Origin of the sequence: Streptomyces sp. NPDC086554, from assembly GCF_040686095.1 — a bacterium.
GTDB lineage: Bacteria > Actinomycetota > Actinomycetes > Streptomycetales > Streptomycetaceae > Streptomyces.
Genome location: NZ_JBFBJK010000012.1, coordinates 94085 through 119966 on the forward strand (window position 1 = coordinate 94085; position 25882 = coordinate 119966).

Here is a 25882-nt window from a genome sequence, read left to right on the forward strand (position 1 = left end):
GCGGCGTGGCAGAGGGCCCACTCATCCACGTGACAGAGGGCCCACTCATCCATCGGGCCGCATCCAGCCCTCCCACGCGAGCTCGTCCCGCGTCGGCACTCCGATCCCTGCCCGCCGTGCCGACGCCGCCGAGTCCGAGCCGACCGAGTCGCCCGAGTCGAAATCCCCGAGCTTCGTCCACCCCCAGGACCGCAGGACCTCACGCCCCAGATCGTCGTCCCGCTTGATCACGGCGACGACCAGATCGGTGGTGTGCCGCATGAGGAGCAGCGTGCGCAGCCGCTCCGAAATGCCCTGCCGCCGGTAGGCGGGCACCACCATGAGCTCGGTCAGGATGAAGACCCGCCCCGACGCGGTACGTTCCTCGATCTCCGTGGGCAGGATGCCGCGGAACCCCTCCCACCAGTCACCGGTGCGCGCGGCGCGATACCCGTACAGACAGCCGACGAGGCCCCCCGCGTCGGCGACGACCATGTCGAAATCGGGCCGCTGCACGGTGTACTCGAAGCGCTGCAGAAACCCCTGCCGGTCCGCGTACTCGGCACCGGCCACGCCCCGGTAGGCCTCTACGTAGACATCGGCCACCGCTTCCCGCTGCTGCTCCGCCTGCCACCGCGTCAGCCGCCGCAAGAAAACCTCAGCCATCTGCGCCTCCCGCCCGCCCCCACCGAGGACACCCCTCGACACCTCTGGACTCCGCATGGTGACACCACGGAACGGCGAGCGGAACGGGGCGTGAGGGATCCATCACGTCGAGTCGGCGCCGCGTCAGCGCGGCCGCATCCGATGGATCAAGAACACCCCGAGAACGATCATGAGGCAGATGGCCGCGATGACGATGGCGGTCTCCATGACACTCACACTCCTCCGGGAGCGCGGCCGCATTTGAAGCGTCCTCGGTAAGCCCAGAGTACTCCGCGAGTACTCCGCGAGCCGCGATCAGAACCGCTTGAAAACCCCGGTGAGCCCCGCGATCAGCATGGCCGCGAGGGCCCACCCGGCCGGCGTGTAACTGGCCGCCCAGGTGGCCGCATCCTCGACGGCCAGGAAGCGTGAGCGCTCGCCCGGATTGGCGCCCGGGATCAGCAGATCGGCCGTATAGCGCGCCCCGTTGAGCCGAAGGAGTAGAGCCCTCCGATCGGCAGCAGAATCCGAACGGGGTCACCGGGTGGTCGCGCCTGCGCCATTGCGCGGTACAGATCAAGCCCTGAAATCGACGCGGTCGGTGCGGATGGTCTGCCCTGTTTGACGAATCTGGCCTGCGAACAGTCCAGATCGCCGCCGATCCGCGCCCGCCGCATCCTGACCTCGCCGTGGGCGGTGAATCCCTGACGGAGGAACGTCGAGCCCGTAGGCCTCGAGGGCGACGATGTCCTCCTGCGCCGATTCCCTGTTGTCGAGAACAGCCTTCGTGAAGTTCAGCTGCCCGCCGACCCGCGCGCTGATGAGTTTCACGCTGCCGGTCAGCCGCGCGCCCACGAGCCACGGGTGAAGGCGCCGCCGTCGCAGTCCAGCACACAACTGCCGTACGGTGTAGGGAAGTTCCCTTGTGGCGCGTCCTCAGTGGACGACGTCGAACACATTCAGCTGGATGCCATTGGAGTACGCCTCGTGCTCGATGAGCTTCAGCTGCTGGGTGTCCTTGTCCGTGCCGCTGAAGAGCCGCTTGCCCGCGCCGAGCAGCAGCGGGAAGACGAGCAGGTGGTAGCGGTCGATGAGACCGGCGTCGGACAGATTCCGGTTCAGGGTGGCGCTGCCGTGCATGATGATCGGGCCGCCCTCGGTCTCCTTCAGCGCGGCGACGTCGTCGAGGGAACGCAGGATCGTGGTCTCGCCCCAGCCGTCGACCAGGGCGTCCTCGGAGAGGGTGCTGGAGACGACGTACTTCGGCAGCGGCTTGTAGTCGGCGAACTCCTCCATGCCGGGCCAGACCGGACTGAACACCTCGTAGCTGACCCGGCCGAACAGCATCGCCGTGGCGTCCTTCTGCTCCCGCCCCTTGATCTCGTAGGCCTCCGGGACGAACTCGATGCCCTTGAAGGTCCAGCCGGAGTTCCGGTACCCGGGCTCGCCGCCCGGGGCCTCCACGACACCGTCGAGCGAGACGAAAGCAGTGCTGATCAACGTACGCATCTCAAGATCTCCTGGGTGGCTGTCACGGGGTCGCTTCCCCGCTGTGCGGTTACGGGTCTATTGACTCTGGCTCATGCGAAAACTCATCGGACGCCGTCGTACGAGTCGCCCGCGCGACGGCGTTTGAATCACCAACCACATCAACAACATCTATTCTCAACCGAGTTACGCCGTTGACCAGGCGAGAAGAGAAGAGCCGGGGGAAGCACGCCATCATGAGCGGTACGAACGGGGACGAGCGGGACGAGATCGACGAGCGGGACGAGGTCGACGACCCGGACGACCGCATCGATGGGGGCATCAAGCCGCTCGCGGTGAGCGATCCAGCGCGCATCGGACCGTATCTGCTGCTCGGGCGGCTCGGCGCCGGCGGCATGGGCCGGGTGTTCCTCGCGCGGTCGGACAGCGGCCGGACCGTGGCCGTGAAGGTGGTGCATGAGGAACATGTATCCGACGAGCACTTCAGGGCGCGGTTCCGACGCGAGATCGAGGCGGCGCGAAAGGTCGGCGAGCAGTACACGGCGCCGGTGCTCGACGCGGGCCCGGCCGACGAACCGCCGTGGGTCGCAACGGGATACGTTCCCGGACTCTCCCTCGAACAAGTCGTACGACGTCACGGTCCGCTGCCGCCCGAATCCCTGCACGCCCTCGCCGAAGGACTCCTGAACGCACTGAAGGACATCCACGGCGCCGGGATCGTGCACCGCGACCTGAAGCCGTCCAACGTGATGCTCACCGTGGACGGCACGAAGGTCATCGACTTCGGGATCGCGCGGGCGCTCGAGACGTCCGTCGAGTCCCTGCTGACCAGTACGGGCATGGCCATCGGCTCTCCGGGTTTCATGTCGCCGGAGCAGGTGCGCGGGCAGCGCGCGGGGGTCGAGAGCGATGTGTTCACCCTCGGGTGCGTACTGACGTACGCGGCGACCGGGCAGCTGCCGTTCGGGCAGGGGGCGAGCAATCAGCACGCGGTGATGTTCCAGATCGTGGAGGGCGAGCCCGATCTGACGCGGGTCAGGGACGCCTCGCTGCGCGCGCTCATCGCCCGCTGCCTGACGAAGAACATCAACCAACGCCCGTCCGTCGACGAGCTGTTGGCGGACCCCGATCGCCCCCGTCCCCACTCCGCAGACGGCGCCTGGCTGCCCGCAGCTGTCGTGGCACGGCTCGCACAGCAGTCCGCGCGACTGCTCGACGCCGAGGCGGAGCCGCTGCGGGAGGACCCCGTGGACCGGCCGACGGTCGGCCTGCGACCGAAGGAGGAGCCGCCTCCCGAGGCCGCCCCGGCGGACAACGAGGCCACAACACGGAAGCGAGAACACGACCGTCAGCCGCCTCGCCGTCGCCGCAGGCTCATCGTGCTGCCCATAGTCGCCGTGGTCACGGTCGGCGGCGGCACGGTCGCCCTGATCCAGCCCTTCGGCGCCGGTGACCGCGACGGCGACGGAACGAACGCCCGTCCCCCGGCCAGCACCGCGAGCGCCACGCCGGGCGGCAACAACTCGCCGAGCGCACCGAGCAGTTCACCGTCCAAGAGCAAAAAGGGGAAGGACGAGGACGACAGCAAGGGCGACGGCAGGGACGACAAGGACGGCCAGGACGAGCCGATAGCCCGGGAAAGCAGCAGCAGCTCACCCGGCGGCAGCAGCAGCGGCTCCGGCAACGACGGCAGCGGCGAGGACGGCAGCGGCGAGGACGGTTCCGGCTCTGCGGGCTCGGACGGCGAAGAGTCGTCGTCCGGCTCCGACGGCTCGTCCACCGGCTCACCGCCGCCCGCCATGAAGAGCTACAAGGCTGAGTACACCAACTCCTGTGTCGGCGCGTGCGACATGCCGATGAAGGTGAGCTGGCCGGCGGTCTCCCGAGCGACCAGGTACGACATCCACTACACCAACAAGGGCAGCAACTTCACCGAGAAGAACGTCGACACCACGTACTCCACCACCGGCACCACCTACACGATCAAGGGCCCGTACTCCGGTGACGAGATCTGCGTAACGGTGCGCGCGGCCAACAAATACGGAGCCTCAGCCTGGGCGGAGACCTTGTGCGACACGGTGCCGTACTGACGGCGGTTCCCTGACCGGGATTTGAACCCATGTGATGAGGCTGGGCAGCACGAGGAAGGGAGGGGCCGACGGCGAAGCGCATCTTGGTGGCCGGGCCGCCGCGTGGCGACCGATCGCGCGGTGGGTCGGCTCGGCTGTCAGCCCGTCAGCCCGTCAGCCCGTCAGCCCGTCAGCCCGTCAGCCCGTCAGCCCGTCGGACTCGCCCGCCCCGGGCCGTGATCTCCCTGTTCAGGGCTCTATCGGCGTGCTGGAGGGCCCGGCACTCGTCGAGCCGACGGACCGCTCCCACCCGATCTGCCCACCTGGAATCAGGCAATGCCTGCCCGGCGCTGGGCGTCGCGGCGACCGATACGGAACCAGAGCAGGCTCCCGAGGAAGGGGGCCATGAGGGCGAAAATCAGCCAGACCAGCTGCATCCCGCCGGTGAGTTCGGACCTCACGATGCTGAGCAGGGCGCCGAAGTACAACGCGAGAGCGCCGGCGAGCACAGCAGCTCCTGCGCAGGCGATCACGATATCGCCCGTAGGGGCGAGGGCCATCTGGTGTGCGAGCTGTGCCTGCATCGTTCATTCCTCTTGCTGGTGGGGGGATTCTCAGAGCGCCCGGTCGGGCAGCCTCGGTGGATGGCAGTCCGGCTGTTCCAGGCTGCCGACTGCGTCATGGGTGAGCGCCTGTCATGACGGGCGCCGTGCGGACCGCAGCAGGTAGACGCCGGCGGCGGCCGGGAGCGCCAGGACGGCCAGGAGGACCGGGAGGAATGCTCCGAGGCCGAAGTTCAGGGTGCCCGCGGGGGTCACCCACTGCGACACCGCGAACAGCGGCGGCACGAGGGCGGCCGCCGTCGCGATCGCCTTGTCCCGGTTGCGCCACTGCGGCGCGGTCCACAGCCACCAGATCGCGCCGATCAGGGCGGGGCCGCCCAGCAGGGGCAGGAAGATCGTCAGGGGGCCGGTCGACGCCAGCAGTCCCAGCAGGGCGCGGGTGCGTCCTGGGCTCACGTGCGGAGCGGGGATCTCGTCGCCGAGTGCGGTTGCCGCGATGGTGCGCGGGTCGCCGAGGCGTGTGAGCACGGTGCGGATGTCGTCGTCGCCGGATGCGGACTCTTCCGCGAGTGCCACGGCGATGTGCTCCTCCAGGTCGGCCAGCAGCTCGTTGCGGCGTTCCGGGCTGAGTCCGGCCGTTTCACGCGCCACGGTGGCCAGGTAACTCTTCACCAGCGGGTGCTCGGTGATCGTCACGGTGGTCTCCTGTCAGTCGGTGATGAAGTGGTCGACCGCGTCGCGGAAGTGCGGCCAGATGGCGGTGAACTCCGTCAGCGCCGTATGCCCCGGCGGTGTCAGCTCGTAGTAGCGCCGCGGGGGGCCGCTGGGAGACTCCTGCCAGCGGGTCTCCACCAGTCCGTCACGGCGCAGCCGCGACAGCAAGGGGTAGATGGTCCCTTGGCTCGTGACCATGCCGTTCACCGCGCCGAGGGTGTCGAGCAGCTCCACGCCGTAGCGCGGGCCATCCCGCAAGATCGCAAGCACGCAGTACTCCAGTACCCCCTTGCGGAGCTGGCTCTCCGCCTTGCCCGCGACAGGCTTACCTGCAATGTCAGGTTCCATGCATTGCACAGTACCTGGTTATCACTAGAAGTCCAAAGGTGATGTCGGTGCACCCGGGATGCGGCCCCCGTCCGTCTGCACCTGTCCGAACCGTGCGAGAGGCGGTCACCAACATCGAAGGACAGCAACGTGCTGCCCAGCCCTCCCACACCCGGATGACGTCATGGGTCGAGCAGGCCGGGCTGGGCACTGCATCCGTTTCAGGCGCGTACGGGCCAGTGCGTCGAGTTCGTCGATGCTGCACGGGGCCAGATTGCCGAGCTGCTGGTGCACGCCGTCCAGCAGGCGAGCGAAGTCCTGTTCCCGGAAGCCCTTCTTCTCGCCCTTGTGTCCGTGGTGGACCAGCATGCGAAAGATCAGGTGGGTGCGGTGACCAGCCCGGCGGCAGATCAGTCCGGCCAGGGAGATGCGGCCCGACCCGGCGGCGCGGACTGTGGCCACGGGCGGGTGGCCGCGCCGGGACCAAGTACGGGCCTTCGGCGGCCGCAGTACCTGGCCGGCCTCGTCTGCGAAGCACAGCCATGCGTCCCGCTCCCGTACCTGCGCCTCCACCTGCGGCCACGTCTCCTTGATCCAGGCGGCGACCGCTTCCTCGTTGCGTTCGGCGGCTCGGCGGCTCGGCGCACCGGTACCTGTACGGTGAAGCCCATTTGGTGCAGGATCCGCCAGGTCTGGGCGATGCTGAAGCGGACGTGGAAGCGACGCGCGATCACGGTGGCCACCCGCGCCGGCGTCCATCGTTGGTCCTCTACACCGCCGTCCCTCCAGCGGGCGCGCCAGGCGTAGACGGACTTCCGGGAGACCCGTAGCCGCCGGGCGATCTCGGGCACGGGTATCCCCCGCGCGTACAACTCGGCGGCTTCGAAGCGTACTTGCTCACGTTGAGCCCGTTGCCGGGCCGTCAGGCCGCCGCCATCCGGAGAGCGCATCAACCCTGGATACGCCCGGGCAATTTCCAGGGCATGGCCCCGTCCTGGAAAATCAGTCGCGACGGGTGGCCCAGACCTCGACGTAGGGTCCCCGGTCCACCCCATCGACCATAAAGCCCGCACTGGCCACCGCGGCGGCGAACTCATCTGGGTCCCAGACCGTGTACCACCGTCGGCCGTCAGGTTCGTCGAGCCAGCCCGTGTGGCCGCTGGCCTTCAGGCATACGTAGATCCTGCCTTCGGGCCGCAGCAGTCCGGCGAACTGCTCCAGCACCTCCACCGCGTCTGCCGCGCCGAGGTGGACGAGCGAGGCGGAGGCCCAGATCCCGTCGAAGGTTCCGGCCGGGAACCGCGTCCCGACCTCGCGCAGGTCGCACTGGAAGGTGGGCGCGTGAGTGTTGGCCATTGCCACGAACACCGGGTTGAGGTCGACGCCACGCACCACGTGCCCGTACCGGCGAAATCTCGCAAGGTCACGGCCCGGGCCACACCCGGCGTCGAGGATCAGTGAAGGCGCAGGCAAGGAGTCTGCGAACCGCTCGACCCGATCCGCCATCTTCGGAGCATGCACAGCCGCGTAATCGTCAGCGTGGTCACTGTAGACGGCGACTGACTCAGCCGCGGGGTCCGGCTGTCCCCTGTGGGATGTGGTGCCTTGCTTCATCCCACCCACTCTGAACTGCTCCTGCACGACGGACCAGCAGCCAGAACGAGAAGGGATCAAGCTCACGGGCCCCCAGCGCCTCGCAGGCGACCACATGCCCGGGGGACGCGCGTCCATCGTCACCCCGAAGCGAAAAGGTCAGTAGTCGCTGTGGCTGCCGACTCGGCCGGTAGCGCACCCCAGCCCCGGCGACAGGGGGGCCGCTTGGTGAGCGTAGTGGCGCCGCAGGGGCACGGTCAGGGTGGTTTCGCGTCAGTCAGGCCGCTGCCTGTGGCGGTACGGGTGCGGGCAGCCGGTTCAGGATGTCGAACTCCAGGCGTAGTCGTGGATGGTTGAGCAGGCGGAGGGTCACGGGGTGGGTGCAGATCAGGCGCAAGCGTCCGTGGCGGCCGCTGGTCCGGGCTCGGGTGCGAGTGAGGATCCGTACCCCGGTGCCGTCCATGAAGTCGACGGGGCGCAGGTCGATCAGCAAGTCGGAGTCGCCGGTGTGGGTGAGTGCGTCGAGGCGGTCGGTGATGGTCGGCGCGGTGTGGATGTCGATTTCACCGCACAGGACCACCAGGGTGCAGTCGCCGTGGAGGCGGACTTCCTGAACACAGGCTGCTGCAAAGGGTGAGGTCATGGCGACCCTCTCGAAGGCGGATGTCCATAGGGACCGGTCGCCAACGGGTCTGGGTCGGCGTTCCAACATGGCGCGTCGTACTCGACTCTTGACGGGTTTCGCCGAAGAGCTGTGGGCGCACCCGCCGGGCTGCTAAACGGCGACGAGGCAGGACGCTCTGGAGGGCGGGCATCCCGGCAGAGCATCGTCGTCAGAGGCGTCAGAGGCGTCAGAGGCGTCAGAGGCGTCAGAGGCGTCAGAGGCGTCAGAGGCGTCAGGGCGAGATGTCTCCGTTGTCGTCCAGAGGCAGTCGGCGGGCCAGCACATCACGGGCGATGTCCAGGAGAGGTCGGTCGTGGCTGAAGGCGTGGCCGCGCAGCCAGATGAGGGCGAGGTCGCAGGTGGTGTCCAGTTGGTCCGCGAGCATGCCGGTGGCCTGGTGGACCTCGGCGAAGTGGAGACCGGGCTCGTCAAGGAGTGGAGTGTGGGGCAGCTCTACGTGGGCGGCGGTGGCGATGGTGATCTGGGCGATGGTGTCGGCCAGGCCGAGGGCATCGGTGAGTTGTCCGGTGGACATCGGGCCGGGCTGGGTGCGGTGGCCGGTGAGGGCGCCAAGCGCGATGACGCCGATGCGCAGCGGGAAGGAGAACACTGCGCGTATGTCCAGTGTCTCGATGGCGCCTGGCAGGCCGGGCCAGCGATCGGTGGTGAAGGCGGAGGTGTCGACCACGTCGGGCACCAGCATCAGGGCCCCGTGGCGGGCGGCGTCCAGACTCGGCCCCTGGCCCTGCACCTGTTGCAGGTCCTCAAGGGCGATTGTGCGCTCACCAAAGGACTGCACCAGTTCGGCTCTGCCGCCTCCAGGAGCCAGCAGCAGGCCGAGGCCGTCCAAGCCCAGCATGTCGGCGCAGGCCGCCAGTGGCAGCGGTGCCAGGCCGGTGCCTGTGTGAGAGCTGAGGGTGCGCAGGTAGTCGGCCATCACCGGATGGGTCACCGAGGTCGCCCCCTTTCCGGCGCAGCGCGGATCATCCGGCGGCCGGCCCACCAGTCACCGCCGATGGGCCGTCGCTTCACCGATCGCGCCGTGTGAGGAGAGACGCGTCGGCCGTGCCCTGCAAGACCTGGCGAGCGATGTCGGTGAGCCGCGTCCGGTGATCGCGTGCATAGCGGCGCATGAGGGTGAACGCCTCCTCGACGTCGGTGTCGCGGCGGTTCGCCAGATAACCCTTGGCCTGCTCGATGATGACGCGGCTGTCCAGAGCGGCCTGCAGCTGTGCGGTCACTGTCATCTGCTCACTCACCGCCCGCTGTTGCAGGACGCCGATGGTGGCGGTGTCGGCCAGCGCCTGACCAAGCCGCAACTGGGAGTCGCCGAGGGGGCCGGGCTGGTCCCGGAACAGGTTCAGGGCTCCGATCACCTGGTCGTGCAACCGGAGCGGTGCCGCCGCGACTGAGGTGAAGCCGGCTTCCACGGCCCGCGGTGCGAACCGGGGCCAGCGCATCGTGGCCGCTTGCGTTGCCAGTGGTACGTCGGGAATCTGTTTCCTGGTCCGGACGCAGTCCCGGCAGGGGCCCTCGTCCCACTCGATGCTGGCCAGCTCCAGCTGGCGGGTGCGCTCGTCCGAGGCTGCGGCGTCCACCAGTTGGCCCCCGGGAGTGGCGAGCAGGACCCCGGCTGCCGCCACATCCAACAGGTCCACGCAGTGCTCGGTGAGCGTGTACAGGAATCCGATGACGTCGAAGTCCCGCACCAAGGTGTCGGCGAGGTCGACGAAGGCGGCCGCCAACTGCTCCTCACGTGGCAGCTCAGGCATGCCCCATCCACCTCCAAGAGTGATCCGGGGACACCCTCCCACAGGCTGCTGTCTCCTGCTGCCGCTCAGTCTCGCCCCGGTCGCGCGCCTTTACCAGGGCGCCTGTGACGTGCCGCGCCGACACCACCGGAAGCCGGACACCACCGGAAGCCGGACGCTGCCGCGCCGTAGCCCGTCTGAGGCGCGAGGACGGCGTCGGCGGCCAGGTGGCCGCGGGTCATCGGGCAGATCCCGCTGGGCCGAGTGTCCAGGACGTCGTCGGCGCCGAACCGGTGGCCGTCGGGGGTGGTGATCGGGGCAGCGGCGTAGAAACGGACGCTGGTCGGCTCGGCCGCCATCGGATCGATGCGGGTCAGGGCGTCGTGGCGGGTGTCGGTGATGACCAGCGGGGCGTCGGAGAGGATCGCCGAGGTGCTCAGGCAGGCGTCCCGGCCGGTCTGGGCGACCCCTTTCAGCCCGTACGCGGCCTTGAACCAGACCCGGTCGGTGTCGACGGTCGTCACCGTGGCCATAGGGGCGTCGAAGCCCGTTCCTGCTCCCGCTCGGAGGGCGGCTCCTCCACGCTTCCCATCCCGTCCGTCGCACGGCTTGCTCACTGTCTCCGGCTACTCGGGCCGCTGAGTACGGGCGTTGTGCGCGAGGCCGTCCTGGCGGCTGGCCGCGCGTTCTCCCAGCGGCAGTACCAGGGCGCGCAGCACCGCGGGATCGGAGGGCCTGCGGACTTGTCCGATGTCCTGCCATCCCCACGACTGGAAGGCGGTATGGGCCGAGTGGTCGGCCTGGTCCACCAGGGTGGCACCGAGCGAGGCGTGGTGGTCGGCGAGCAGCCGTGTCTGCAGCAGCCGGGCGAGACCGGAGGTGTGCTCGTGCGGGTGGACCATGATCTCCGTGACGGCGAAGGCGTGTCCCGAGGAGGTCAGCTGTTCGACCGACCTGGGCAGGCCGCCCTCGAAGCCGAGCCACCAGGACCCGTCGCGCCGTCGCGCGCTACGGGGAAGCCGAAGGCACAGCCGGCCAGGGTGGTCGTCTCGGCGACCAGCATCGAGAAACCCGGGCGCCGTACGGAGTCCGCGAGACGGTGCAGGAAGTTCTCCCTACGGCGGTATGTCTCCCCCCGTCGCGCTGTCCGAGGACTCGACGTAGAGGTCCGCCAGGTCCTCCCGGAGCGTCTCGGCCTGCCAGCGGTTCAGGCGGCGCAGGCGCACCGCGCCCGAGCTGCGGCGGAGCGCTCATGGCCCGGTCCGGAGCCGGCGGCCGTCATCGCGCACCTGCCGACAGGGGCGCGGACCGCCGCGGGGCGGGCGTGCCCGTGGTGCGGCGTGCCGGGGGCACGCTGAGCAGGACGGTGCAACCGGTGAGGGCGAGGATCCGCCGCAGCTCGGGCGATGGGTGGTGCAGCCGCAGGGCTCCGCCTGCCGTGGTGGCCTGTGCGGAAGCGCGCAGGAAGGCGTTGAGGCCGCTCATGTCGCAGAAGGTGACTGCGGTCAGGTCGACGTCGATCGACCGCACGCCCCCGTACAGACACTCCCGCAGGGAAGCGCTGACCAAAGGTGCCGTTTCGAGGTCGATCTCACCGGCCAAGGTGATCAGCGCCCGGCTCCGCTCGTCGTGCCGGTAGATGGTCAACATGGGCAAGGACATGGCGCCTCCGGTTCCGGGCGACCGGCCGAGGCCGGAGCCGGTGGTGCAGGCTGAGGCCCGGCAGGTATGCGTGCTCAGCAGCAACGCGCCGTTGGGGTCTGGAATGTCGACGTCCTGATGTGAGGGTAGTCCTGGATTCGGCGGTGCGGGAGACGGAAATCGGCGGTGCGGGAGACGGAAAAGAGCCCTCAAGTCCCCTGTCTGCACCAGGAGTTCAGGTCCGGCGGGCCGCGATGCGGTCCGACGTCGGCCAGCGTACGTCGTGTACCCAGCCGAGGCGTTCGAGGAGGCGGATGACGGCGGCGGAGGGGTCGATCTGTCCGCGGTCCACGCCGTGGCGGGCGCTGGTGGGGTCGGCATGGTGGAGGTTGTGCCAGCTCTCGCCGAAGGAGAGCAGGGCCAAGGGCCACAGGTTGGTGGCCCGGTCGTGGCGCCGGGTGCGGAACGGGCGCCGTCCGATCACATGGCACAGGGAGTTGACGCTCCAGGTCACGTGGTGGAGCAGGGCGATGCGGACAAGGCCTGCCCACAGCAGAGCGGTGACGGCGTGCACCCAGGTGCCGCCGATCGCCCAGCCGAGGGCGAAGGGGAGGGCCAGGGTGAGGACGCACAGGGCCGGGAAGGCCCGGGAGACGGCGCGGATGTCGCGGTCGGCGAGCAGGTCGGGGGCGTAACGCCCGGCGGAGGTGGGGTCGTTGTGGAACAGCCAGCCCACGTGGGAGTGGGCCAGGCCGCGCAACTGGCCGCGCAGGTGCGTGCCGTAGCGGTAGGGGGAGTGCGGGTCGCCGGGGCGGTCGGTGAAGGCGTGGTGGCGGCGGTGCGTGGCGACCCAGCCGATGACGTCGCCCTGGAAGCTCATCGACCCGGCCACCGCGAGGGCGATCCGCACGGGCCGGGCGGCCCGGTACCCGCCGTGGGTGAGACCGCGGTGGAAGCCGACCGTGACCCCGAGCCCCGTGACAACGTACAGAGAGAGGGTGAGCAGCACGTCCGCGGGATGGATGAGACGTCCCCACAGCAGCCAGCCGACCAGGCCGAGCGCAAGAAACGGCAGGACGACGATCACCGCCGTCACCGTCACGTACAGCCGCTCACCGCCGCTGCGCGCAGAAGCCGGGCGGTTGTTGGTGGAGAAGGGCGCCGTCCCGTCGTACGTCTGGGATGTGGTGGCGTCCTGTGGCGGGGCGGGGGCTTGGGAACGGGTGGAACGGGTGGAACTGGGCGACATACAAGGCTCCTTGACCTCGGTCTGGAAAAGATGGCCAGGGTCCGGGGCCAGGGAATCGGTGGTGGGCGGCCCGGGGGTTCAGTCCGTTTCGCCGACATGGGTGCGCCGTGCCTGAGAGCGGCCTTCGGCGAGCCAGGACCTGGGTGCCGGGCCGGACACTCGGGTGGGCAGGGTGTCCACTGTCAGGTGGAGGCGGGTGCCGCCTCCTTCGCTGCCTGTGGGGTAGGTGCGGGGCTCGTCGCAGACGAAGAACCGGCTGAGGAGCAGCGCGACCTGCCGTGCCGCGTCGGGGTCGGCGGCGACGAGGCGGACCTCGACGTGCCCGTCGGCCGGCTGTTCTTGGCGGCTCGGCCCGGTCGGGCCGAGCCACGTCGCCGTATGCCCGGTCATGTCCTGCGCCCCTTCGCGGCTCGGTTGGTCCTGCGCCGCGGGCTAAGACGCCCGCGCCCTCCGTCCCGGTGGTCGCGGCGGGCGCGGACGGCGGGTGGTGCGGTGCCGTCAGGTTGTGGCCGAGTGGCGCTGTGGGCGCCACGGTGCCAGGGAAGGCGACGGCTGTACTGGTGCAGTGCGATCCGTTCGGAGTGCTGGTCGTTGAGGAGGTGGATCACGAACGCCCCCAGAGTGATCATCGCGAGGATGACGGCGACGGTGATGCTGGTGTCCATGGCCCGTCACCTCCCGCCGTCGGCCGTGCCGACGGGCGCGGCCATGGCGCCACCCTCCGCCTCCCACGCCTCTGCCTGCGTGCGGCCCGGCGGGTCCGCCTCGGGCGGAACCGCGGGGTGACGGTCCAGCTCGTCAGCGATGAGAGCGTTGCCGGTACGGACGATCCGAGGATCACAGGCGGCGGCCATGAGGCGCCCGGCGGCCTCCGCACCAATCTCCGGGGGAATGATCAGCAGGTCCCAGCGCCCTACGTGGTAGGAGCGCAGCATGAGTTGGTGCGGGTCCTGCTCGTCACGGAACCAACTCACCTTGACCACACGGCCGTTGACGGTGACCTTGCGCGGTACGACGGGCCAGTGCGTCGGGTTGACCGTGACGCGCGTGATGCGGCCCCACAGGGGGTCCAACAGGTCCGTCAGGGCGGGAAGTTCACGAGCGAGGTCTCGGGAGCGCGGCCACCAGGCGCCGCCGAGCAGACCGGAGGGCGGGCCCGGAGGCTTGACGGACAGCCGCAACGGCGGATAGTCGGAGGGCTTTGCGGTCGGTGCGGTCGGCGGGGGTCGTGCGGTGAGCACCGTCATGGCGTCGACCTGTCCCCGGGCTGTCGTGCCGGCCCGGTGCGATGGAACCGAGCGAGAAACCGGCAAGGAAGCCGATCAAGAAAATTCCCTCAGTGCTGCCGAGCCTACTCCTGCGGCGGCCCCGACCACGACTGCCCGACCACGACTGCCCGGCCACCGCTTGCTGAGCGGGCCGCACCCGTCCGGACGGACAGCGGTCGGGAGTAGGCTCGAAGTGCCGAGTTCTCCGCGCGCACGGGCCCGGACACCCGTGTTCTCCGCGCGCACGGGCCCGGACCCCGTGCCGCTCTCGGCGAGCTGTCAGACCGGGCCCGCACGAGGCGAGGTCACGCCATGGACACGAACACACCCCACCTCAAGAAGGCGCCCGCCAACGGCCACGTGCGGAAGGCGGCTTGGCAGGCCGTCGCGCGGGACCGCCGACTACAGTCACGCCCTCGGTCGGCGGTGCGCCATGACCGATGATTCCGAGTCCTCCGCGAAGCTGCTGGCAGACACGCAGACCCATCTCGTGGCGCCCGGCGCGGCCGTACTGAGGATGCAGATGACGCCCCGCCGTGACGGGACCTTCGACGGTGCGTGGTGGCCGCGGTCCCGGAACCTCGAAACCCAGCTGCCCGACCTGATACGTGCGCTCACCGAGCGCCTCGGCCCCCTCGCCCGTATCGGCCTGGACGCAAGCGCCTGGGACGTGCACACACGCCACGTGATCGTCGACGGTCACATGGTCCGCATCGACTGGTCCGCCGTCGACGACAGCACGATGCTCATCACCCGCGGGCGGCAAGACATCTTCTCCTTCCTCCTGCTCCCGCCGCAGACCGACGCCTCCGCCGCACGTGCCGCCATGGCCAGGGCCGTGCAGGACGGCAACAGCGCATCGGCCGCGGAGATCCTGTCGGCCACCGGGATTACTTCCACTTGAGGGACGTCCGGAGGGCGTCTCTCCGCGGCTCCCCGGGAGCCGGATCTTGAAGTTGGCTCCCAAACGGCTCCCCAAATGGGCCCGCAACACAGGTCAGGCCCGGTCCTGATCTCTCAGTACCGGGCCTGACCTGGCGTTTCTCTGTCGGGGTGGCGGGATTTGAACCCACGACCTCTTCGTCCCGAACGAAGCGCGCTGCCAAGCTGCGCTACACCCCGATGTCGTTGCTCCGCGTCCCGCATTGCTGCAGGCCGTGGCGACATCGATTACTTTAGCGGACCGGCGGCCGGAGACGAAATCCGGTTTTCTGGACCTGTGCCCGCAGAGCCCTCAGGGCCTCGGCGTCAGGGTCAGGAGGGTGGCCTCCGGGGGGCAGGCGAAGCGCATCGGGGTGTAGCGGTTGGCGCCGCAGCCCGCCGAGACGTGGAGGTAGGACTTGTGGCCCTCCGCCTCGTGCGACGACAGGCCCTTCACTCGGTCCGTGTCCAGGTCACAGTTGGTGACCAGCGCCCCGTAGAAGGGGATGCAGAGCTGGCCGCCGTGGGTGTGGCCCGCCAGGATCAGGGGGTAGCCGTCCGCGGTGAAGGAGTCCAGCGTGCGCAGGTACGGAGCGTGCACGATGCCCATCGAGAAGTCGGCCCCGGCGTCCGGACCGCCCGCCACGCGCGCGTACCGGTCGCGCTTGATGTGCGGGTCGTCCAGGCCGGTGAGGCCGATCTCGTAGCCCTCGATCTTCAGCGCGCCCCGGGTGTTGGTGAGATTCACCCAGCCCGCCGCGTCGAAGCCGTCGCGCAGGTCCTCCCACGGGTTGTGGATCACGCCGACGGCCGGTGCGTTGCCGTTCAGGCCGTGCTTGCCCTGCACCTTCTCGACCAGGTAGCGGGCGGGGTTGCGCGGCTTCGGGCCGTAGTAGTCGTTCGAGCCGAAGACGTACGCCCCGGGGAACCGCATCAGCGGGCCGAGCGCGTCAAGGGTCTCCGGGACGCCCTCGGGGTCGGAGAGGTTGTCGCCCGTGTTGATCACGAAGTCGGGGCGGAGCCCGGCGAGCGAGCGCAGCCAGCGCTGCTTCTTGCGCTGACCCGACACCATGTGGATGTCCGACACCTGGAGGACCCGCAGAGGGCGCATCCCCGACGGGAGGACGGGGACGGTCACCCGCCTCAGGCGGAAGGAGCGGGCCTCGAAGCCCACCGAGTAGGCGAGACCTGCCGCGGCCGTCGCCGTGATGCCCAGGGGTACTGCGTATCGCGCGCGCATACTTCCATCGTGTCAGACCCGAAGCCCCGGTAAATCAGCGGGCGTCGGGCCGTACACACCTGCGACAATCACCGCATGACCAAGCTCAAGTCGAAGCTCCAGGAAGACCTCACCGCCGCGATCAGGGGGCGTGACGAGCTGCGCTCCTCGACGCTCCGGCTGACCCTCACGGCGATCACGAAGGAGGAGGTCTCGGGCAAGACGGCCCGCGAGCTCTCCGACGACGAGGTGCAGAAGGTGATCGCCCGGGAGGCGAAGAAGCGCCGCGAGGCCGCGGAGGCCTTCGCCGACGGCGGCCGCGCCGAGCAGGCCGCGAAGGAGAAGGCGGAGGGCGAGATCCTCGCCGAGTACCTGCCGAAGCAGCTCTCCGAGGACGAGCTCCAGACGATCGTCGCCCAGGCCGTCGAGGAGGCCAAGGCCGCCGGCGCCGAGGGGCCGCGCGCCATGGGCCAGGTCATGAAGATCGTGAACCCGAAGGTCGCGGGCCTCGCCGAGGGCGGCCGCGTCGCCGCCGTGGTCAAGAAGCTGCTCGCCGGCTGAGCACAGACGGTTCAGTCTCGCCGACTGAGCAAAGACGGATCGCGTACGTGAATGAGGGCGCCTCCTGACCTCAGGGAGCGCCCTCATTCACGTACTAAAGCGAGGAGCTACCGGCCCCAGCCGCCGATCCCGCCCCCATTGCCGTTCCCACCGTTCCCACCGCCGCCGATGACATCCGGCGGCAGGGAGATGTCCGGCCACGGATCGCCGCCGCCGTCGCCCCCTCCGCCGTCGTTGCCGCCACCGCCGTTACCGCCGCCGGGCTTGTTGTCGTCGTGGGGCCTGTCCTTGTGCTTGTCTTTGTCGCCGTCCGGGATGTGGATGGTGTTGAAGCCCGGCGCGGGCTTGCCCGCGAGGGCGCCGCTCATCGCGTCGCGCCAGATCGGGCCCGGCACCTCGCCACCGAAGACCTTGTCGTACGGGACACCGCCGATGGTGATGTCGACCATCTGCCGCTTGTGCTGCGGGTCGCCGACCCAGACAGCGCCCGACATGTTCGGCGTGTAGCCGACGAACCAGGCGGCGTAGCGGAAGTCGGTCGTACCCGTCTTGCCCGCGCTCGGGCGGGAGCCGAGGCCCGCCTGCTGGCCCGTGCCGTCCTCGACCACGCCCTTCAGGAGCGTGTTGATCGTGTCGGCGGTCTTCTGCGACATCGCGCGCGAGCACGACGACTTCGGCACCGGCAGCGACTTGCCGCCCGGAGCGGAGATCGACTCGATGGCGATGGGCGTGCAGTACGTGCCGCGCGAGGCGAACGTCGCGTACGCGCCTGCCATCGTCAGCGGCGACATCTCCTGGGTCCCGAGCGCGATCGACGGCGCCTGCATCATCTTGTTGCCGTCGGCCCGCTCGGCGCCCATCTTCTTGGCCATCTTCGTCACCGGGCAGATCCCGATGTCGCCGATCATCTCCACGTAGTAGGTGTTGACCGACTTCGCGGTCGCTTCCTTCATGGCGTAGGGGCCGACCTCGGACTCGTTCTCATTGGTGAGCTTCGCGCCGCCGGAGTTCACCCACTCCTTGCCGTCGCACGCCGCGACACGCTCCGGGTACGGCATTTCGTACGGCGAGCCGTAGCTCTTCGTAGGAGGCATGCCGCCTTCGAGGGCGGCCGCCGCGACGATGGGTTTGAAAGTCGAACCCGGCTGGTAGCCCGCGCCGCCGCCCATGGCGTCGTCTACGGAGAGGTTGATCGTCGTCTCGTCCTTCTTGAAGCCGTACGGACGGGACTGGCCCATGCCCAGGATCTTGCCGGTGCCCGGCTCGACGATGGTGGCCGCCGTCGCCACGTCGTCGGTCTGGTTGACGTGATCCTTTATCGAGGCCTGCACGGACTGCTGTGACTGCGGGTCGAGCGTCGTCTTGATCTGCAGCCCGCCCTGGTTCCAGACCTTGGCCCGGTCCTCCTTCGTCTTGCCGAAGACCGGGTCGGAGAGGAAGACCTCGCGTACGTAGTCACAGAAGAACCCGGCGCCGCTGACCGCCGTGATGCAGCCGTTCTTCGGCTTGCTCACCTTCAGACCGAGCGGCTTCTTCTTCGCCGCCTCGGCCTCCGCCTGCGTGATGTCGTGCGTCTCCGCCATCCGCTGGATGACGACATTGCGGCGCTTGGTGGCTTCCTGCGTGTCGTTGACCGGGTCGTACCGGCTGGGGGACTGCACGATGCCGGCGAGCAGTGCGGCTTCCTCGACCTTCAGGTCCTTGGCGGGCTTGGAGAAGTAGCGCTGGGATGCCGCCTCGACTCCGTATGCCTGCTGCCCGAAGTACGTGATGTTCAGGTAGTTGCTGAGGATGCGCTTCTTGCCGAGCTTGTCCTCGATCTGGATCGCGTACTTCAGCTCGCGGATCTTGCGCCCGAGGGTCTGCTGGGTGGCCTCGGCGACCTTCGTCGGGTCGTCGCCGGCCTCCTCCACGAAGACGTTCTTCACGTACTGCTGGGTGAGCGTGGACGCGCCCTGGGAGACGCCGCCGCTCTGCGCGTTCTGGTTCAGCGCGCGCAGGATGCCCTTCGCGTCGACCGCGCCGTGCTCATAGAAGCGGGCGTCCTCGATCGCGACGATCGCCTTCTGCATGTACGGCGAGATCTCCTTGAGCGGCACCACGGTGCGGTCACGTGAGTAGACCGTCGCGATCGCACCGCCCTTGGCGTCCAGGATCGTGGTGCGCTGACTCAGCGGCGGCTGCTTCAGGTTGGCCGGGATCTCGTCGAACCCCTCCACCGACCCCTTCGCCGCGAGGCCCAGCGCTCCGGCCGCGGGCAGGGCGATACCGGCCAGCACCGCTCCCGCGAGGACACTGACACCTAGGAACTTCGCTGCCTGCTGAGTTGGTGACAGACCACCGCCCGAGCGCTTCTTTCCCATGAGGGCAGCCTAATCCGTAGTCAAGGGCGTTCCGAGGGAGCGGGTGTTCCTCGGGATGTTCGAGTGCTGGATCGTGACATCCGGGGCTGCATCGCTACTCCTGCCGCACCGCGAACGGACCGCTCTCGTGCCCACGTTCTGATTCGCCGGACAGGCCTCAATGCCTTGGCCTAAGCTGCTCTCAACTGTCACAGCAGTGCGGTTCAGCAACAACCCCTCCGTCATCCCCGAATCTGACGAGGGGGCACCTCCGGCTCCTGGAGAGCTTGAGGGAGTGTCCGAATTCGCCTTATGCGCCATCCGGTGCCCGTTGTGACTCAACTGAAATGCCCGCCTATGCCGGGTTCCTCACGCATGTCGCCAGCTCACTCCGTCGGGTGATCTGCCGCTTACGCATAGTCCGTTCGGGCCATTCAAGATTGGGCCCGAAGGGGGTGTTGCGCTGTCGCCACCTTCCGTAACGTCCTCAACTGGCGGCGGTGAATATGCCGCTGCCGCCGTGGGGGAGCCTCGATTCGGGAGAGGACGGCGCCGGTATGGGCTGGGTAACCGACTGGAGTGCGCAGGCGGCCTGCCGCACTACCGATCCAGATGAACTGTTCGTTCAAGGAGCAGCGCAGAACAGGGCCAAGGCGGTGTGCACCGGCTGCCCGGTGCGGACCGAGTGCCTGGCCGACGCGCTGGACAACCGCGTCGAGTTCGGCGTGTGGGGTGGCATGACGGAGCGGGAGCGCCGCGCACTGCTGCGCAGGCGTCCCACCGTCACCTCATGGCGCCGGCTGCTTGAGACGGCGCGCTCCGAGTACGAGCGCGGCGCGGGCCTGCTGCCCGTGGACTTGGAGGACGACGAGACGTACGAGAGCTACGCGGCGGTGGGGTAACCCACCGCGGCGGTGGGACAGACCCGCTGCTCAGGCAGCTCCGGCCGGATCACCATCAGCACCGGTCGCGAGCCGGTCCCCGATGGCCCGAAGGCCTGCCAGGTCATGCACATCGCCCGGCAGAGCGGTCACTTCGGCCACGGCCACCTCGGGGTGGAGCGCGGTGAAACGGTCGCGTGTGCGCTGTTCGCGCGCGAGCAACTGCATACGTTCGGCGTGCAGCCGCAGCAGACCGGCGGTCAACTGCTCGACGGACGAGTCATGAAGTTCAGAAGGTGCGGGGTTCTCGGAGCTTTCAGAAGTCTTGGAAGTCTTGGGAGTCTCGGGAGTCTCGGGGGAGTCGGCGAGAGCCTCGTGGGAGCTACGCCCTCCAACCTTCCCGTCCCCCTGATCCACAATGCGGCTCTCATCAAGATTTTCCGTGGCGGCAAGCGCGAGATCCTCTGCGGCGGCAAGCGCCCGCTCGGCCGAAAGCCGGGCGGCGCCGCTGCTGTGCACCCGGTTCAGTACGAGCCCGGCGAGCGGCATGTCGTCGGCGGCCAGGCGCTCCACGAAGTACGCCGCCTCACGCAGCGCGTCCCGCTCCGGCGACGCCACCACGAGAAACGCCGTGCCGGGCGCCTGAAGCAGCCGGTACGTGGCGTCCGCGCGGGTGCGGAAACCGCCGAACATGGTGTCCATCGCGGCCACGAACGTCTGCACGTCACGCAGCAGTTGACCGCCGAGCAGCTTGCCCAGGGCCCCCGTCATCATCGACATCCCCACGTTCAGGAACTTCATCCCGGCCCGGCCGCCCACCTTCGCGGGGGCCATGAGCAGCCGGATCAGCTTCCCGTCCAGGAACGAACCGAGGCGCTTGGGAGCGTCGAGGAAGTCGAGGGCCGAGCGCGAGGGCGGGGTGTCGACGACGATCAGATCCCACTCGTCGCGGGAGCGCAGCTGCCCCAGCTTCTCCATCGCCATGTACTCCTGCGTGCCCGCGAAGCCCGCTGAAAGCGACTGGTAAAAGGGATTGTTGAGGATCGCGCTCGCCCGCTCCTTGTCCGCGTGCGCCTCGACGATCTCGTCGAAGGTGCGCTTCATGTCGAGCATCATGGCGTGCAGCTCGCCGTCCCCGTCGACGGCCTTGACCCGCCGCGGGACGTTGTCGAGCGAGTCGATCCCCATGGACTGGGCGAGCCTGCGCGCCGGGTCGATGGTGAGGACGACGACCTTGCGGCCCCGCTCCGCGGCGCGCAGGCCGAGCGCGGCCGCCGTCGTCGTCTTGCCGACGCCTCCGGAGCCGCAGCACACGACGATGCGGGTCTTCGGGTCGTCGAGCAGCCCGTCCACGTCGAGGATGCGGGCCGGGTCGAGGGGGCGTACGGGGTCGGTGCGTGCCGGGTCGGGCGTGCGTGCCGGGTCGGGCGTCGTCATGCGATCCCTTGCTTCCGCAGTTCCGTCGCGAGGTCGTAGAGCCCCGCCAGGTCCATCCCCCCTGCGAGCAGCGGGAGTTCGTGCGAGGGCAGGCCGAGATCGCCGAGCACGGCCCGCTGGTCGCGCTCCAGGGCGTACCGCTCGGCGTACTCGGCGGCCTGCTCCAGGAGCGGGTCGACGAGCCGCTCCGCGTTGCCGCCGCGCCGGGCGCCGCCGAGGCCCACGGCCGACAGGGACTTGGCGATGGCCGTCCGCGGGGTCTGCTCGAGGCCCAGTTCGAGCGAGGCCTCGTCGAGCAGGGCGGGCCGCACCATGTTCACGACGACCCGTCCCACGGGCAGTTGGGCCGCTCGCAGCTCCGCGATCCCGTCCGCGGTCTCCTGGACGGGCATCTCCTCAAGCAGGGTCACCAAGTGCACAGCCGTCTCAGGGGACTTGAGGACGCGCATCACGGCCTGCGCCTGATTGTGTATCGGCCCGATCTTGGCGAGCCCCGCCACCTCGTCGTTCACGTTGAGGAAGCGCGTGATGCGCCCGGTCGGCGGGGCGTCCATCACCACACAGTCGTACGTGAAACGCCCGCTCTTCTCCTTGCGGCGTACGGCCTCGCAGGCCTTGCCGGTGAGCAGGACGTCCCGCAGGCCCGGCGCGATGGTGGTGGCGAAGTCGATGGCGCCGAGCTTCTTGAGCGCGCGTCCTGCGCCCCCCAGCTTGTAGAACATCTGGAGGTAGTCGAGCAGCGCGAGCTCGGGGTCGATGGCGAGGGCGTACACCTCCCCGCCCCCCGGAGCGACGGCGATCTTCCGCTCCTCGTAGGGCAACGCTTCGGTCTCGAAGAGCTGCGCGATGCCCTGTCTGCCCTCGACCTCCACGAGGAGGGTGCGCTTGCCCTCCGTCGCGAGGGCGAGCGCTAGGGCGGCGGCCACCGTGGTCTTGCCGGTACCACCCTTGCCGCTGACGACCTGGAGCCTGCTCACACTTGTGAGCCTAACCAGTCGCCGTCCGGACTACGCAGGAGGCCACCGTGAGCAGCGCCTCACAGCGGCTACAGTCGGCCATATGACCAAGTGGGAATACGCAACCGTGCCGCTGCTCGTCCATGCCACGAAGCAGATTCTGGACACCTGGGGCGAGGACGGCTGGGAGCTCGTCCAGGTCGTGCCCGGGCCGAACAACCCTGAGCAGCTCGTGGCCTACCTGAAGCGGGAGAAGCAGGCATGAGCGGCGTCGTCGATGCTCGCCTTGCCGAGCTCGGACTGACCCTGCCGGAGGTCGTGCCGCCGCTGGCGACCTACCAGCCGGCCGTCCAGTCCGGTGTGTACGTCTACACCTCGGGGCAGCTCCCGATGGTGGAGGGCAAGCTTCCGGTGACCGGCAAGGTCGGCGCCGAGGTGACCCCGGAGGAGGCCAAGGACCTGGCCCGCACCTGCGCCCTGAACGCGCTCGCCGCGGTGAAGTCCCTCGTCGGCGACCTGGACCGGGTGGCACGCGTCGTGAAGGTCGTCGGCTTTGTCGCTTCGGCCCCCGACTTCACGGGCCAGCCCGGAGTGATCAACGGCTCGAGCGAGCTGCTCGGCGAGGTACTCGGCGACAAGGGCGTGCACGCCCGCAGCGCCGTGGGCGTGGCGGTCCTGCCGCTGGACGCGCCGGTCGAGGTCGAGATCCAGGTGGAACTGACCGAGGCGTGAGGGCTGCGCGGGGGTGTTCTGAGCGCCCCTGGAGCAGCCGATAGTTGCCTCTCGAACATCAGCCCGCCAGGGGATAGCCTCCGCCCATGGCTAATGGGCAGTGGTATCCCCCGGAGTGGCCCGACCGCATCCGGGCGCTGAGCAGCGGCGAACTGACGCCGGTGACTCCGCGCCGGGCCGCCACGGTCATGCTCCTCCGGGACTCCACGGCGGGCCCCGCCGTACACATGCTGCGCAGACGCGCCTCCATGGCCTTCGCCGGAGGCGCGTACGCGTATCCGGGCGGCGGTGTGGACCCGCGCGACGACGACCACCTGGTGCGCTGGGCGGGCCCCTCCCTCGCGACGTGGGCGGCGCGGCTCGGCGTGGACGAGCCGGGCGCACAGGCGATCGTGTGCGCCGCCGTCCGCGAGACGTACGAGGAGGCGGGCGTGCTGCTGGCGGGCCCCTCCCCCTCGACCGTCGTCGGCGACACCACGGGCGACGACTGGGAGGCGGCCCGCGAGGCGCTGGTGGCCCGCGAGCTGTCCTTCGCGGAGTTTCTGGATCGCCGGGGCCTGGTCCTCCGTAGTGACCTGCTTGGCGCCTGGGCGCGGTGGATCACTCCGGAGTTCGAGCCGAAGCGGTACGACACGTTCTTCTTCGTGGCGGTGCTTCCGGAGGGGCAGCGCACGCGCAACGCCTCTACGGAGGCGGACCGTACGGTGTGGATCGCTCCCGGGAAGGCCACGGAGGGGTACGACAAGGGCGAGCTCCTGATGATGCCGCCGACCATCGCGACCCTGCGCCAGCTGAGCCCGTACGCGACCGCGGCGGACGCCTTGACTGCCGCCCCGGAGCGCGACCTGACCCCGGTCCTGGCCCAAGCGCGCCTGCAGAACGGCGAGTTGACCCTGACCTGGCCGGGCCACGAGGAGTTCACCAAACACATCCCTACGGGCGAGCCCAAGTGACCCCCGGGGCTCGCCCGTGACGGCACCCGCAGCCACCCGCACCGTCACCCCACCCGACCCGAACGGGAGTAACCCCGCATGACCGAAGCCGCCGCCCTTCCCGGACAGCCCCGGGGTGGAGTTCTCAGCGGTCGCGCAACGGCCCGCGCCGTCAATGTGCTCGCGCCGAACGCGTCCGCGATGACCCTCGACGGCACCAACACGTGGATCGTCTCGGAGCCCGACTCCGGGCTCGCGGTCGTCATCGACCCCGGCCCGCTGGACGACGCGCACCTCCAGAACGTCATCGCCACCGCCGAGAAGGCCGGTCAGCGCGTAGCCCTGACCCTCCTCACCCACGGCCACCCCGACCACGCGGAAGGCGCCGCACGCTTCGCAGAGCTGACCGGCACCAACGTGCGGGCCCTCGACCCGGCGCTGCGCCTCGGCGACGAGGGACTCGCCGCGGGTGACGTGATCACGACGGGCGGCCTGGAGCTGCGCGTCGTGCCGACGCCCGGCCACACCGCGGACTCCCTGTGCTTCCATCTCCCGGCCGATCAGTCCGTCCTGACGGGGGATACGGTCCTGGGCCGCGGTACGACGGTCGTGGCGCACCCTGACGGCCGCCTGGGGGACTATCTGGACTCGCTGCGTCGCCTCAGGTCGCTGACGGTCGACGACGGCGTGCACACGGTCCTGCCGGGCCACGGTCCGGTCCTGGACGACGCGCAGGGCGCCGTCGAGTTCTACCTCGCGCACCGCGCGACCCGCCTGGCCCAGGTGGAGACGGCGGTCGAGAACGGTCACGTGGCGCCTGCGGACGTCGTCGCCCACGTATACGCGGACGTCGACCGCTCCCTGTGGCCGGCGGCGGAACTCTCGGTCCGTGCACAACTGGACTACCTACGGGAACACGGCCTCATCTAGGGTCCAGGACCCTTCGCCCCCGCCCGCGCCGGGCACTTTGCGCCCCGCCCGCGCCGGACGCTTCGCCCCGCCGCCCACACCGGAGCCTTCGCCCCGCCGCCCGTACGGGCGCTTCGCCCCCACCCGCCCGCACCGGACGCTTCGCGCACAGGCCTTCCCCCCACCCACCCAATCCACGCCGGGTAATCGGGTGGGTGGGCGGGAAAAGCCTGTGCGGCAAGCACAAATGGGGCCCGGCCTCAAAGAGACAGAACCCCATCCGCGTAAGACAAAGCGTCAGCGCACCGGCGTCAGCGTGACCGCTTGGCCAACCGCTCCACATCCAGCAAAATCACCGCGCGAGCCTCAAGCCGCAGCCACCCGCGCCCGGCGAAGTCCGCCAGCGCCTTGTTGACCGTCTCGCGGGAGGCGCCGACCAGCTGGGCCAGCTCTTCCTGCGTGAGGTCGTGCACGACGTGGATGCCCTCCTCGGACTGCACACCGAAGCGGCGCGACAGGTCGAGGAGCGCGCGGGCCACACGCCCGGGCACGTCGGAGAAGACCAGGTCGGACATCTGGTCGTTGGTCTTGCGCAGGCGCCGGGCGACGGCACGCAGCAGCGCGGCGGCCACCTCGGGCCGCGCGTTCAGCCACGGCTGGAGGTCGCCGTGCCCCAGGCCGAGCAGCTTGACCTCGGTGAGGGCGGAGGCGGTTGCCGTACGCGGACCCGGGTCGAACAGCGAGAGCTCACCGATGAGCTCGCCGGGACCGAGCACCGCGAGCATGTTCTCGCGCCCGTCGGGTGAGGTCCGGTGGAGCTTCACCTTGCCCTCGGTGACCACATAAAGGCGGTCTCCGGGGTCGCCCTCATGGAACAGAGCATCTCCGCGCGCGAGCGTCACCTCACTCATGGAGGCGCGGAGCTCCGCGGCCTGCTCGTCATCGAGCGCCGCGAAGAGCGGGGCGCGCCGCAGAACGTCGTCCACGAGTTCTCTCCTTGTCGACCTGCATCAGGGGACCGTGCTCCCCATTTTGCCGGAC

At 69.5% G+C, this 25882-nt stretch carries 31 protein-coding genes and 1 tRNA gene; 8 read left to right on the plus strand and 24 right to left on the minus strand.

Annotation, left to right across the window (positions count from 1 at the left end):
- Nucleotides 1-45: 45 nt before the first annotated feature.
- The 3 genes from AB0O76_RS21285 to AB0O76_RS21295 all read right to left on the minus strand — a co-directional run bounded on the left by AB0O76_RS21285 (nt 46) and on the right by AB0O76_RS21295 (nt 2133).
- The gene (locus tag AB0O76_RS21285) at nt 46-645 is read right to left on the minus strand and encodes a hypothetical protein (protein ID WP_365493357.1); all 600 of its coding nucleotides are present in this window, start codon (nt 643-645) and stop codon (nt 46-48) included.
- Nucleotides 646-1200: 555 nt separating this feature from the next.
- A complete protein-coding gene (locus AB0O76_RS21290; RefSeq protein ID WP_365493360.1) occupies nt 1201-1479 on the minus strand; it encodes a hypothetical protein in 279 nt (92 codons plus the stop codon).
- Between the two features lie 81 nt (nt 1480-1560).
- A complete protein-coding gene (locus tag AB0O76_RS21295; RefSeq protein ID WP_365493363.1) occupies nt 1561-2133 on the minus strand; it encodes a dihydrofolate reductase family protein in 573 nt (190 codons plus the stop codon).
- A gap of 215 nt (nt 2134-2348) precedes the next feature.
- Between AB0O76_RS21295 and AB0O76_RS21300 the strand changes: the two genes are divergently transcribed.
- Entirely contained in the window at nt 2349-4202 is a 1854-nt protein-coding gene (locus AB0O76_RS21300) for a serine/threonine-protein kinase (RefSeq protein WP_365493366.1), read from the plus strand.
- 308 nt (nt 4203-4510) lie between these two features.
- On the opposite strand, the gene AB0O76_RS21305 is transcribed toward AB0O76_RS21300, so the two are convergent.
- From AB0O76_RS21305 to AB0O76_RS21375, 15 genes are all read right to left on the minus strand, one after another.
- Nucleotides 4511-4765, minus strand: coding sequence for a PLDc N-terminal domain-containing protein (locus AB0O76_RS21305; RefSeq protein ID WP_365493371.1), 255 nt, complete (start codon nt 4763-4765; stop codon nt 4511-4513).
- A 111-nt stretch (nt 4766-4876) separates the two neighbouring features.
- On the minus strand, nt 4877-5440 hold the full coding sequence (locus AB0O76_RS21310; protein WP_365493374.1) for a hypothetical protein: 564 nt from the start codon (nt 5438-5440) through the stop codon (nt 4877-4879).
- Nucleotides 5441-5452: 12 nt separating this feature from the next.
- Nucleotides 5453-5806, minus strand: coding sequence for a PadR family transcriptional regulator (locus AB0O76_RS21315; RefSeq protein ID WP_365493377.1), 354 nt, complete (start codon nt 5804-5806; stop codon nt 5453-5455).
- Between the two features lie 389 nt (nt 5807-6195).
- Nucleotides 6196-6882 (minus strand): winged helix-turn-helix domain-containing protein, encoded by a 687-nt coding sequence (locus AB0O76_RS21320; RefSeq protein WP_365493380.1) that lies wholly within the window; start codon nt 6880-6882, stop codon nt 6196-6198.
- Nucleotides 6788-7516 carry a class I SAM-dependent methyltransferase gene (locus AB0O76_RS21325; RefSeq protein WP_365493841.1) on the minus strand — a complete coding sequence of 243 codons (729 nt, stop codon included), beginning with the start codon at nt 7514-7516 and terminating at the stop codon, nt 6788-6790. The genes AB0O76_RS21320 and AB0O76_RS21325 overlap by 95 nt, the downstream gene beginning before the upstream one ends.
- 139 nt (nt 7517-7655) lie before the next feature.
- Nucleotides 7656-8021, minus strand: a complete 366-nt coding sequence (locus tag AB0O76_RS21330) for an STAS domain-containing protein (protein ID WP_365493383.1) — start codon at nt 8019-8021, stop codon at nt 7656-7658.
- 253 nt (nt 8022-8274) lie between these two features.
- Entirely contained in the window at nt 8275-8994 is a 720-nt protein-coding gene (locus AB0O76_RS21335; RefSeq protein WP_365493386.1) for an ANTAR domain-containing protein, read from the minus strand.
- A gap of 76 nt (nt 8995-9070) precedes the next feature.
- A complete protein-coding gene (locus tag AB0O76_RS21340; RefSeq protein WP_365493389.1) occupies nt 9071-9814 on the minus strand; it encodes a GAF and ANTAR domain-containing protein in 744 nt (247 codons plus the stop codon).
- Between the two features lie 65 nt (nt 9815-9879).
- Nucleotides 9880-10326, minus strand: coding sequence for a GAF domain-containing protein (locus AB0O76_RS21345; RefSeq protein WP_365493392.1), 447 nt, complete (start codon nt 10324-10326; stop codon nt 9880-9882).
- A gap of 93 nt (nt 10327-10419) precedes the next feature.
- Nucleotides 10420-10695 (minus strand): hypothetical protein, encoded by a 276-nt coding sequence (locus tag AB0O76_RS21350; protein WP_365493395.1) that lies wholly within the window; start codon nt 10693-10695, stop codon nt 10420-10422.
- A gap of 376 nt (nt 10696-11071) precedes the next feature.
- Nucleotides 11072-11455, minus strand: a complete 384-nt coding sequence (locus AB0O76_RS21355; RefSeq protein ID WP_365493398.1) for an STAS domain-containing protein — start codon at nt 11453-11455, stop codon at nt 11072-11074.
- A gap of 214 nt (nt 11456-11669) precedes the next feature.
- Nucleotides 11670-12683 (minus strand): acyl-CoA desaturase, encoded by a 1014-nt coding sequence (locus AB0O76_RS21360; protein ID WP_365493401.1) that lies wholly within the window; start codon nt 12681-12683, stop codon nt 11670-11672.
- Nucleotides 12684-12761: 78 nt separating this feature from the next.
- Complete coding sequence (locus AB0O76_RS21365; protein WP_365493404.1) at nt 12762-13073, minus strand: hypothetical protein; 312 nt, start codon at nt 13071-13073, stop codon at nt 12762-12764.
- On the minus strand, nt 13070-13348 hold the full coding sequence (locus AB0O76_RS21370) for a hypothetical protein (protein ID WP_365493407.1): 279 nt from the start codon (nt 13346-13348) through the stop codon (nt 13070-13072). Before AB0O76_RS21370 ends, AB0O76_RS21365 begins: the two co-directional genes overlap by 4 nt.
- Before the next feature lie 6 nt (nt 13349-13354).
- Nucleotides 13355-13930 carry a DUF5994 family protein gene (locus tag AB0O76_RS21375; RefSeq protein ID WP_365493409.1) on the minus strand — a complete coding sequence of 192 codons (576 nt, stop codon included), beginning with the start codon at nt 13928-13930 and terminating at the stop codon, nt 13355-13357.
- Between the two features lie 454 nt (nt 13931-14384).
- Here AB0O76_RS21375 and AB0O76_RS21380 point away from each other — a divergent pair, with 454 nt between their 5' ends.
- Nucleotides 14385-14855, plus strand: a complete 471-nt coding sequence (locus AB0O76_RS21380; protein ID WP_365493412.1) for a DUF5994 family protein — start codon at nt 14385-14387, stop codon at nt 14853-14855.
- Nucleotides 14856-14999: 144 nt separating this feature from the next.
- On the opposite strand, the gene AB0O76_RS21385 is transcribed toward AB0O76_RS21380, so the two are convergent.
- Both AB0O76_RS21385 and AB0O76_RS21390 read right to left on the minus strand, forming a co-directional pair.
- Nucleotides 15000-15073, minus strand: a tRNA-Pro gene (locus AB0O76_RS21385).
- A 112-nt stretch (nt 15074-15185) separates the two neighbouring features.
- On the minus strand, nt 15186-16112 hold the full coding sequence (locus AB0O76_RS21390; protein ID WP_365493415.1) for a metallophosphoesterase: 927 nt from the start codon (nt 16110-16112) through the stop codon (nt 15186-15188).
- A 75-nt stretch (nt 16113-16187) separates the two neighbouring features.
- Between AB0O76_RS21390 and AB0O76_RS21395 the strand changes: the two genes are divergently transcribed.
- The gene (locus tag AB0O76_RS21395; RefSeq protein WP_365493418.1) at nt 16188-16652 is read left to right on the plus strand and encodes a GatB/YqeY domain-containing protein; all 465 of its coding nucleotides are present in this window, start codon (nt 16188-16190) and stop codon (nt 16650-16652) included.
- Nucleotides 16653-16759: 107 nt separating this feature from the next.
- Here AB0O76_RS21395 and AB0O76_RS21400 read toward each other — a convergent pair whose 3' ends face one another.
- Entirely contained in the window at nt 16760-19015 is a 2256-nt protein-coding gene (locus AB0O76_RS21400) for a transglycosylase domain-containing protein (protein ID WP_365493421.1), read from the minus strand.
- Between the two features lie 536 nt (nt 19016-19551).
- Between AB0O76_RS21400 and AB0O76_RS21405 the strand changes: the two genes are divergently transcribed.
- Nucleotides 19552-19896, plus strand: coding sequence for a WhiB family transcriptional regulator (locus AB0O76_RS21405; protein WP_167828965.1), 345 nt, complete (start codon nt 19552-19554; stop codon nt 19894-19896).
- Between the two features lie 30 nt (nt 19897-19926).
- On the opposite strand, the gene AB0O76_RS21410 is transcribed toward AB0O76_RS21405, so the two are convergent.
- Together AB0O76_RS21410 and AB0O76_RS21415 are read right to left on the minus strand one after the other, a co-directional pair.
- Nucleotides 19927-21312 (minus strand): ArsA family ATPase, encoded by a 1386-nt coding sequence (locus AB0O76_RS21410; RefSeq protein WP_365493424.1) that lies wholly within the window; start codon nt 21310-21312, stop codon nt 19927-19929.
- Nucleotides 21309-22289 (minus strand): ArsA-related P-loop ATPase, encoded by a 981-nt coding sequence (locus AB0O76_RS21415; RefSeq protein ID WP_365493427.1) that lies wholly within the window; start codon nt 22287-22289, stop codon nt 21309-21311. Before AB0O76_RS21415 ends, AB0O76_RS21410 begins: the two co-directional genes overlap by 4 nt.
- Nucleotides 22290-22371: 82 nt before the next feature.
- Between AB0O76_RS21415 and AB0O76_RS21420 the strand changes: the two genes are divergently transcribed.
- The 4 genes from AB0O76_RS21420 to AB0O76_RS21435 all read left to right on the plus strand — a co-directional run bounded on the left by AB0O76_RS21420 (nt 22372) and on the right by AB0O76_RS21435 (nt 24862).
- Nucleotides 22372-22533, plus strand: coding sequence for a DUF4177 domain-containing protein (locus AB0O76_RS21420; RefSeq protein ID WP_003975360.1), 162 nt, complete (start codon nt 22372-22374; stop codon nt 22531-22533).
- A complete protein-coding gene (locus tag AB0O76_RS21425; protein WP_365493430.1) occupies nt 22530-23000 on the plus strand; it encodes a RidA family protein in 471 nt (156 codons plus the stop codon). The genes AB0O76_RS21420 and AB0O76_RS21425 overlap by 4 nt, the downstream gene beginning before the upstream one ends.
- 86 nt (nt 23001-23086) lie before the next feature.
- Nucleotides 23087-23953, plus strand: a complete 867-nt coding sequence (locus tag AB0O76_RS21430) for an NUDIX hydrolase (RefSeq protein WP_365493433.1) — start codon at nt 23087-23089, stop codon at nt 23951-23953.
- A 78-nt stretch (nt 23954-24031) separates the two neighbouring features.
- On the plus strand, nt 24032-24862 hold the full coding sequence (locus tag AB0O76_RS21435) for an MBL fold metallo-hydrolase (protein WP_365493436.1): 831 nt from the start codon (nt 24032-24034) through the stop codon (nt 24860-24862).
- Nucleotides 24863-25152: 290 nt separating this feature from the next.
- Here AB0O76_RS21435 and AB0O76_RS21440 read toward each other — a convergent pair whose 3' ends face one another.
- Entirely contained in the window at nt 25153-25827 is a 675-nt protein-coding gene (locus tag AB0O76_RS21440; protein ID WP_016642758.1) for a Crp/Fnr family transcriptional regulator, read from the minus strand.
- Nucleotides 25828-25882: the final 55 nt, after the last annotated feature.

Excerpts from the sequence above, each read along its gene's own strand:
- AB0O76_RS21285 (WP_365493357.1), bottom strand. The coding sequence starts at position 645 with ATGGCTGAGGTTTTCTTGCGGCGGCTGACGCGGTGGCAGGCGGAGCAG.
- AB0O76_RS21295 (WP_365493363.1), bottom strand. The coding sequence starts at position 2,133 with ATGCGTACGTTGATCAGCACTGCTTTCGTCTCGCTCGACGGTGTCGTG.
- AB0O76_RS21300 (WP_365493366.1), top strand. The coding sequence starts at position 2,349 with ATGAGCGGTACGAACGGGGACGAGCGGGACGAGATCGACGAGCGGGAC.
- AB0O76_RS21305 (WP_365493371.1), bottom strand. The coding sequence starts at position 4,765 with ATGCAGGCACAGCTCGCACACCAGATGGCCCTCGCCCCTACGGGCGAT.
- AB0O76_RS21315 (WP_365493377.1), bottom strand. The coding sequence starts at position 5,806 with ATGGAACCTGACATTGCAGGTAAGCCTGTCGCGGGCAAGGCGGAGAGC.
- AB0O76_RS21320 (WP_365493380.1), bottom strand. The coding sequence starts at position 6,882 with ATGAGTTCGCCGCCGCGGTGGCCAGTGCGGGCTTTATGGTCGATGGGG.
- AB0O76_RS21325 (WP_365493841.1), bottom strand. The coding sequence starts at position 7,516 with ATGGACGCGCGTCCCCCGGGCATGTGGTCGCCTGCGAGGCGCTGGGGG.
- AB0O76_RS21330 (WP_365493383.1), bottom strand. The coding sequence starts at position 8,021 with ATGACCTCACCCTTTGCAGCAGCCTGTGTTCAGGAAGTCCGCCTCCAC.
- AB0O76_RS21340 (WP_365493389.1), bottom strand. The coding sequence starts at position 9,814 with ATGCCTGAGCTGCCACGTGAGGAGCAGTTGGCGGCCGCCTTCGTCGAC.
- AB0O76_RS21345 (WP_365493392.1), bottom strand. The coding sequence starts at position 10,326 with ATGGCCACGGTGACGACCGTCGACACCGACCGGGTCTGGTTCAAGGCC.
- AB0O76_RS21350 (WP_365493395.1), bottom strand. The coding sequence starts at position 10,695 with ATGGTCCACCCGCACGAGCACACCTCCGGTCTCGCCCGGCTGCTGCAG.
- AB0O76_RS21355 (WP_365493398.1), bottom strand. The coding sequence starts at position 11,455 with ATGTCCTTGCCCATGTTGACCATCTACCGGCACGACGAGCGGAGCCGG.
- AB0O76_RS21360 (WP_365493401.1), bottom strand. The coding sequence starts at position 12,683 with ATGTCGCCCAGTTCCACCCGTTCCACCCGTTCCCAAGCCCCCGCCCCG.
- AB0O76_RS21365 (WP_365493404.1), bottom strand. The coding sequence starts at position 13,073 with ATGACCGGGCATACGGCGACGTGGCTCGGCCCGACCGGGCCGAGCCGC.
- AB0O76_RS21370 (WP_365493407.1), bottom strand. The coding sequence starts at position 13,348 with ATGGACACCAGCATCACCGTCGCCGTCATCCTCGCGATGATCACTCTG.
- AB0O76_RS21375 (WP_365493409.1), bottom strand. The coding sequence starts at position 13,930 with ATGACGGTGCTCACCGCACGACCCCCGCCGACCGCACCGACCGCAAAG.
- AB0O76_RS21380 (WP_365493412.1), top strand. The coding sequence starts at position 14,385 with ATGACCGATGATTCCGAGTCCTCCGCGAAGCTGCTGGCAGACACGCAG.
- AB0O76_RS21390 (WP_365493415.1), bottom strand. The coding sequence starts at position 16,112 with ATGCGCGCGCGATACGCAGTACCCCTGGGCATCACGGCGACGGCCGCG.
- AB0O76_RS21395 (WP_365493418.1), top strand. The coding sequence starts at position 16,188 with ATGACCAAGCTCAAGTCGAAGCTCCAGGAAGACCTCACCGCCGCGATC.
- AB0O76_RS21400 (WP_365493421.1), bottom strand. The coding sequence starts at position 19,015 with ATGGGAAAGAAGCGCTCGGGCGGTGGTCTGTCACCAACTCAGCAGGCA.
- AB0O76_RS21405 (WP_167828965.1), top strand. The coding sequence starts at position 19,552 with ATGGGCTGGGTAACCGACTGGAGTGCGCAGGCGGCCTGCCGCACTACC.
- AB0O76_RS21410 (WP_365493424.1), bottom strand. The coding sequence starts at position 21,312 with ATGACGACGCCCGACCCGGCACGCACGCCCGACCCGGCACGCACCGAC.
- AB0O76_RS21420 (WP_003975360.1), top strand. The coding sequence starts at position 22,372 with ATGACCAAGTGGGAATACGCAACCGTGCCGCTGCTCGTCCATGCCACG.
- AB0O76_RS21425 (WP_365493430.1), top strand. The coding sequence starts at position 22,530 with ATGAGCGGCGTCGTCGATGCTCGCCTTGCCGAGCTCGGACTGACCCTG.
- AB0O76_RS21430 (WP_365493433.1), top strand. The coding sequence starts at position 23,087 with ATGGCTAATGGGCAGTGGTATCCCCCGGAGTGGCCCGACCGCATCCGG.
- AB0O76_RS21435 (WP_365493436.1), top strand. The coding sequence starts at position 24,032 with ATGACCGAAGCCGCCGCCCTTCCCGGACAGCCCCGGGGTGGAGTTCTC.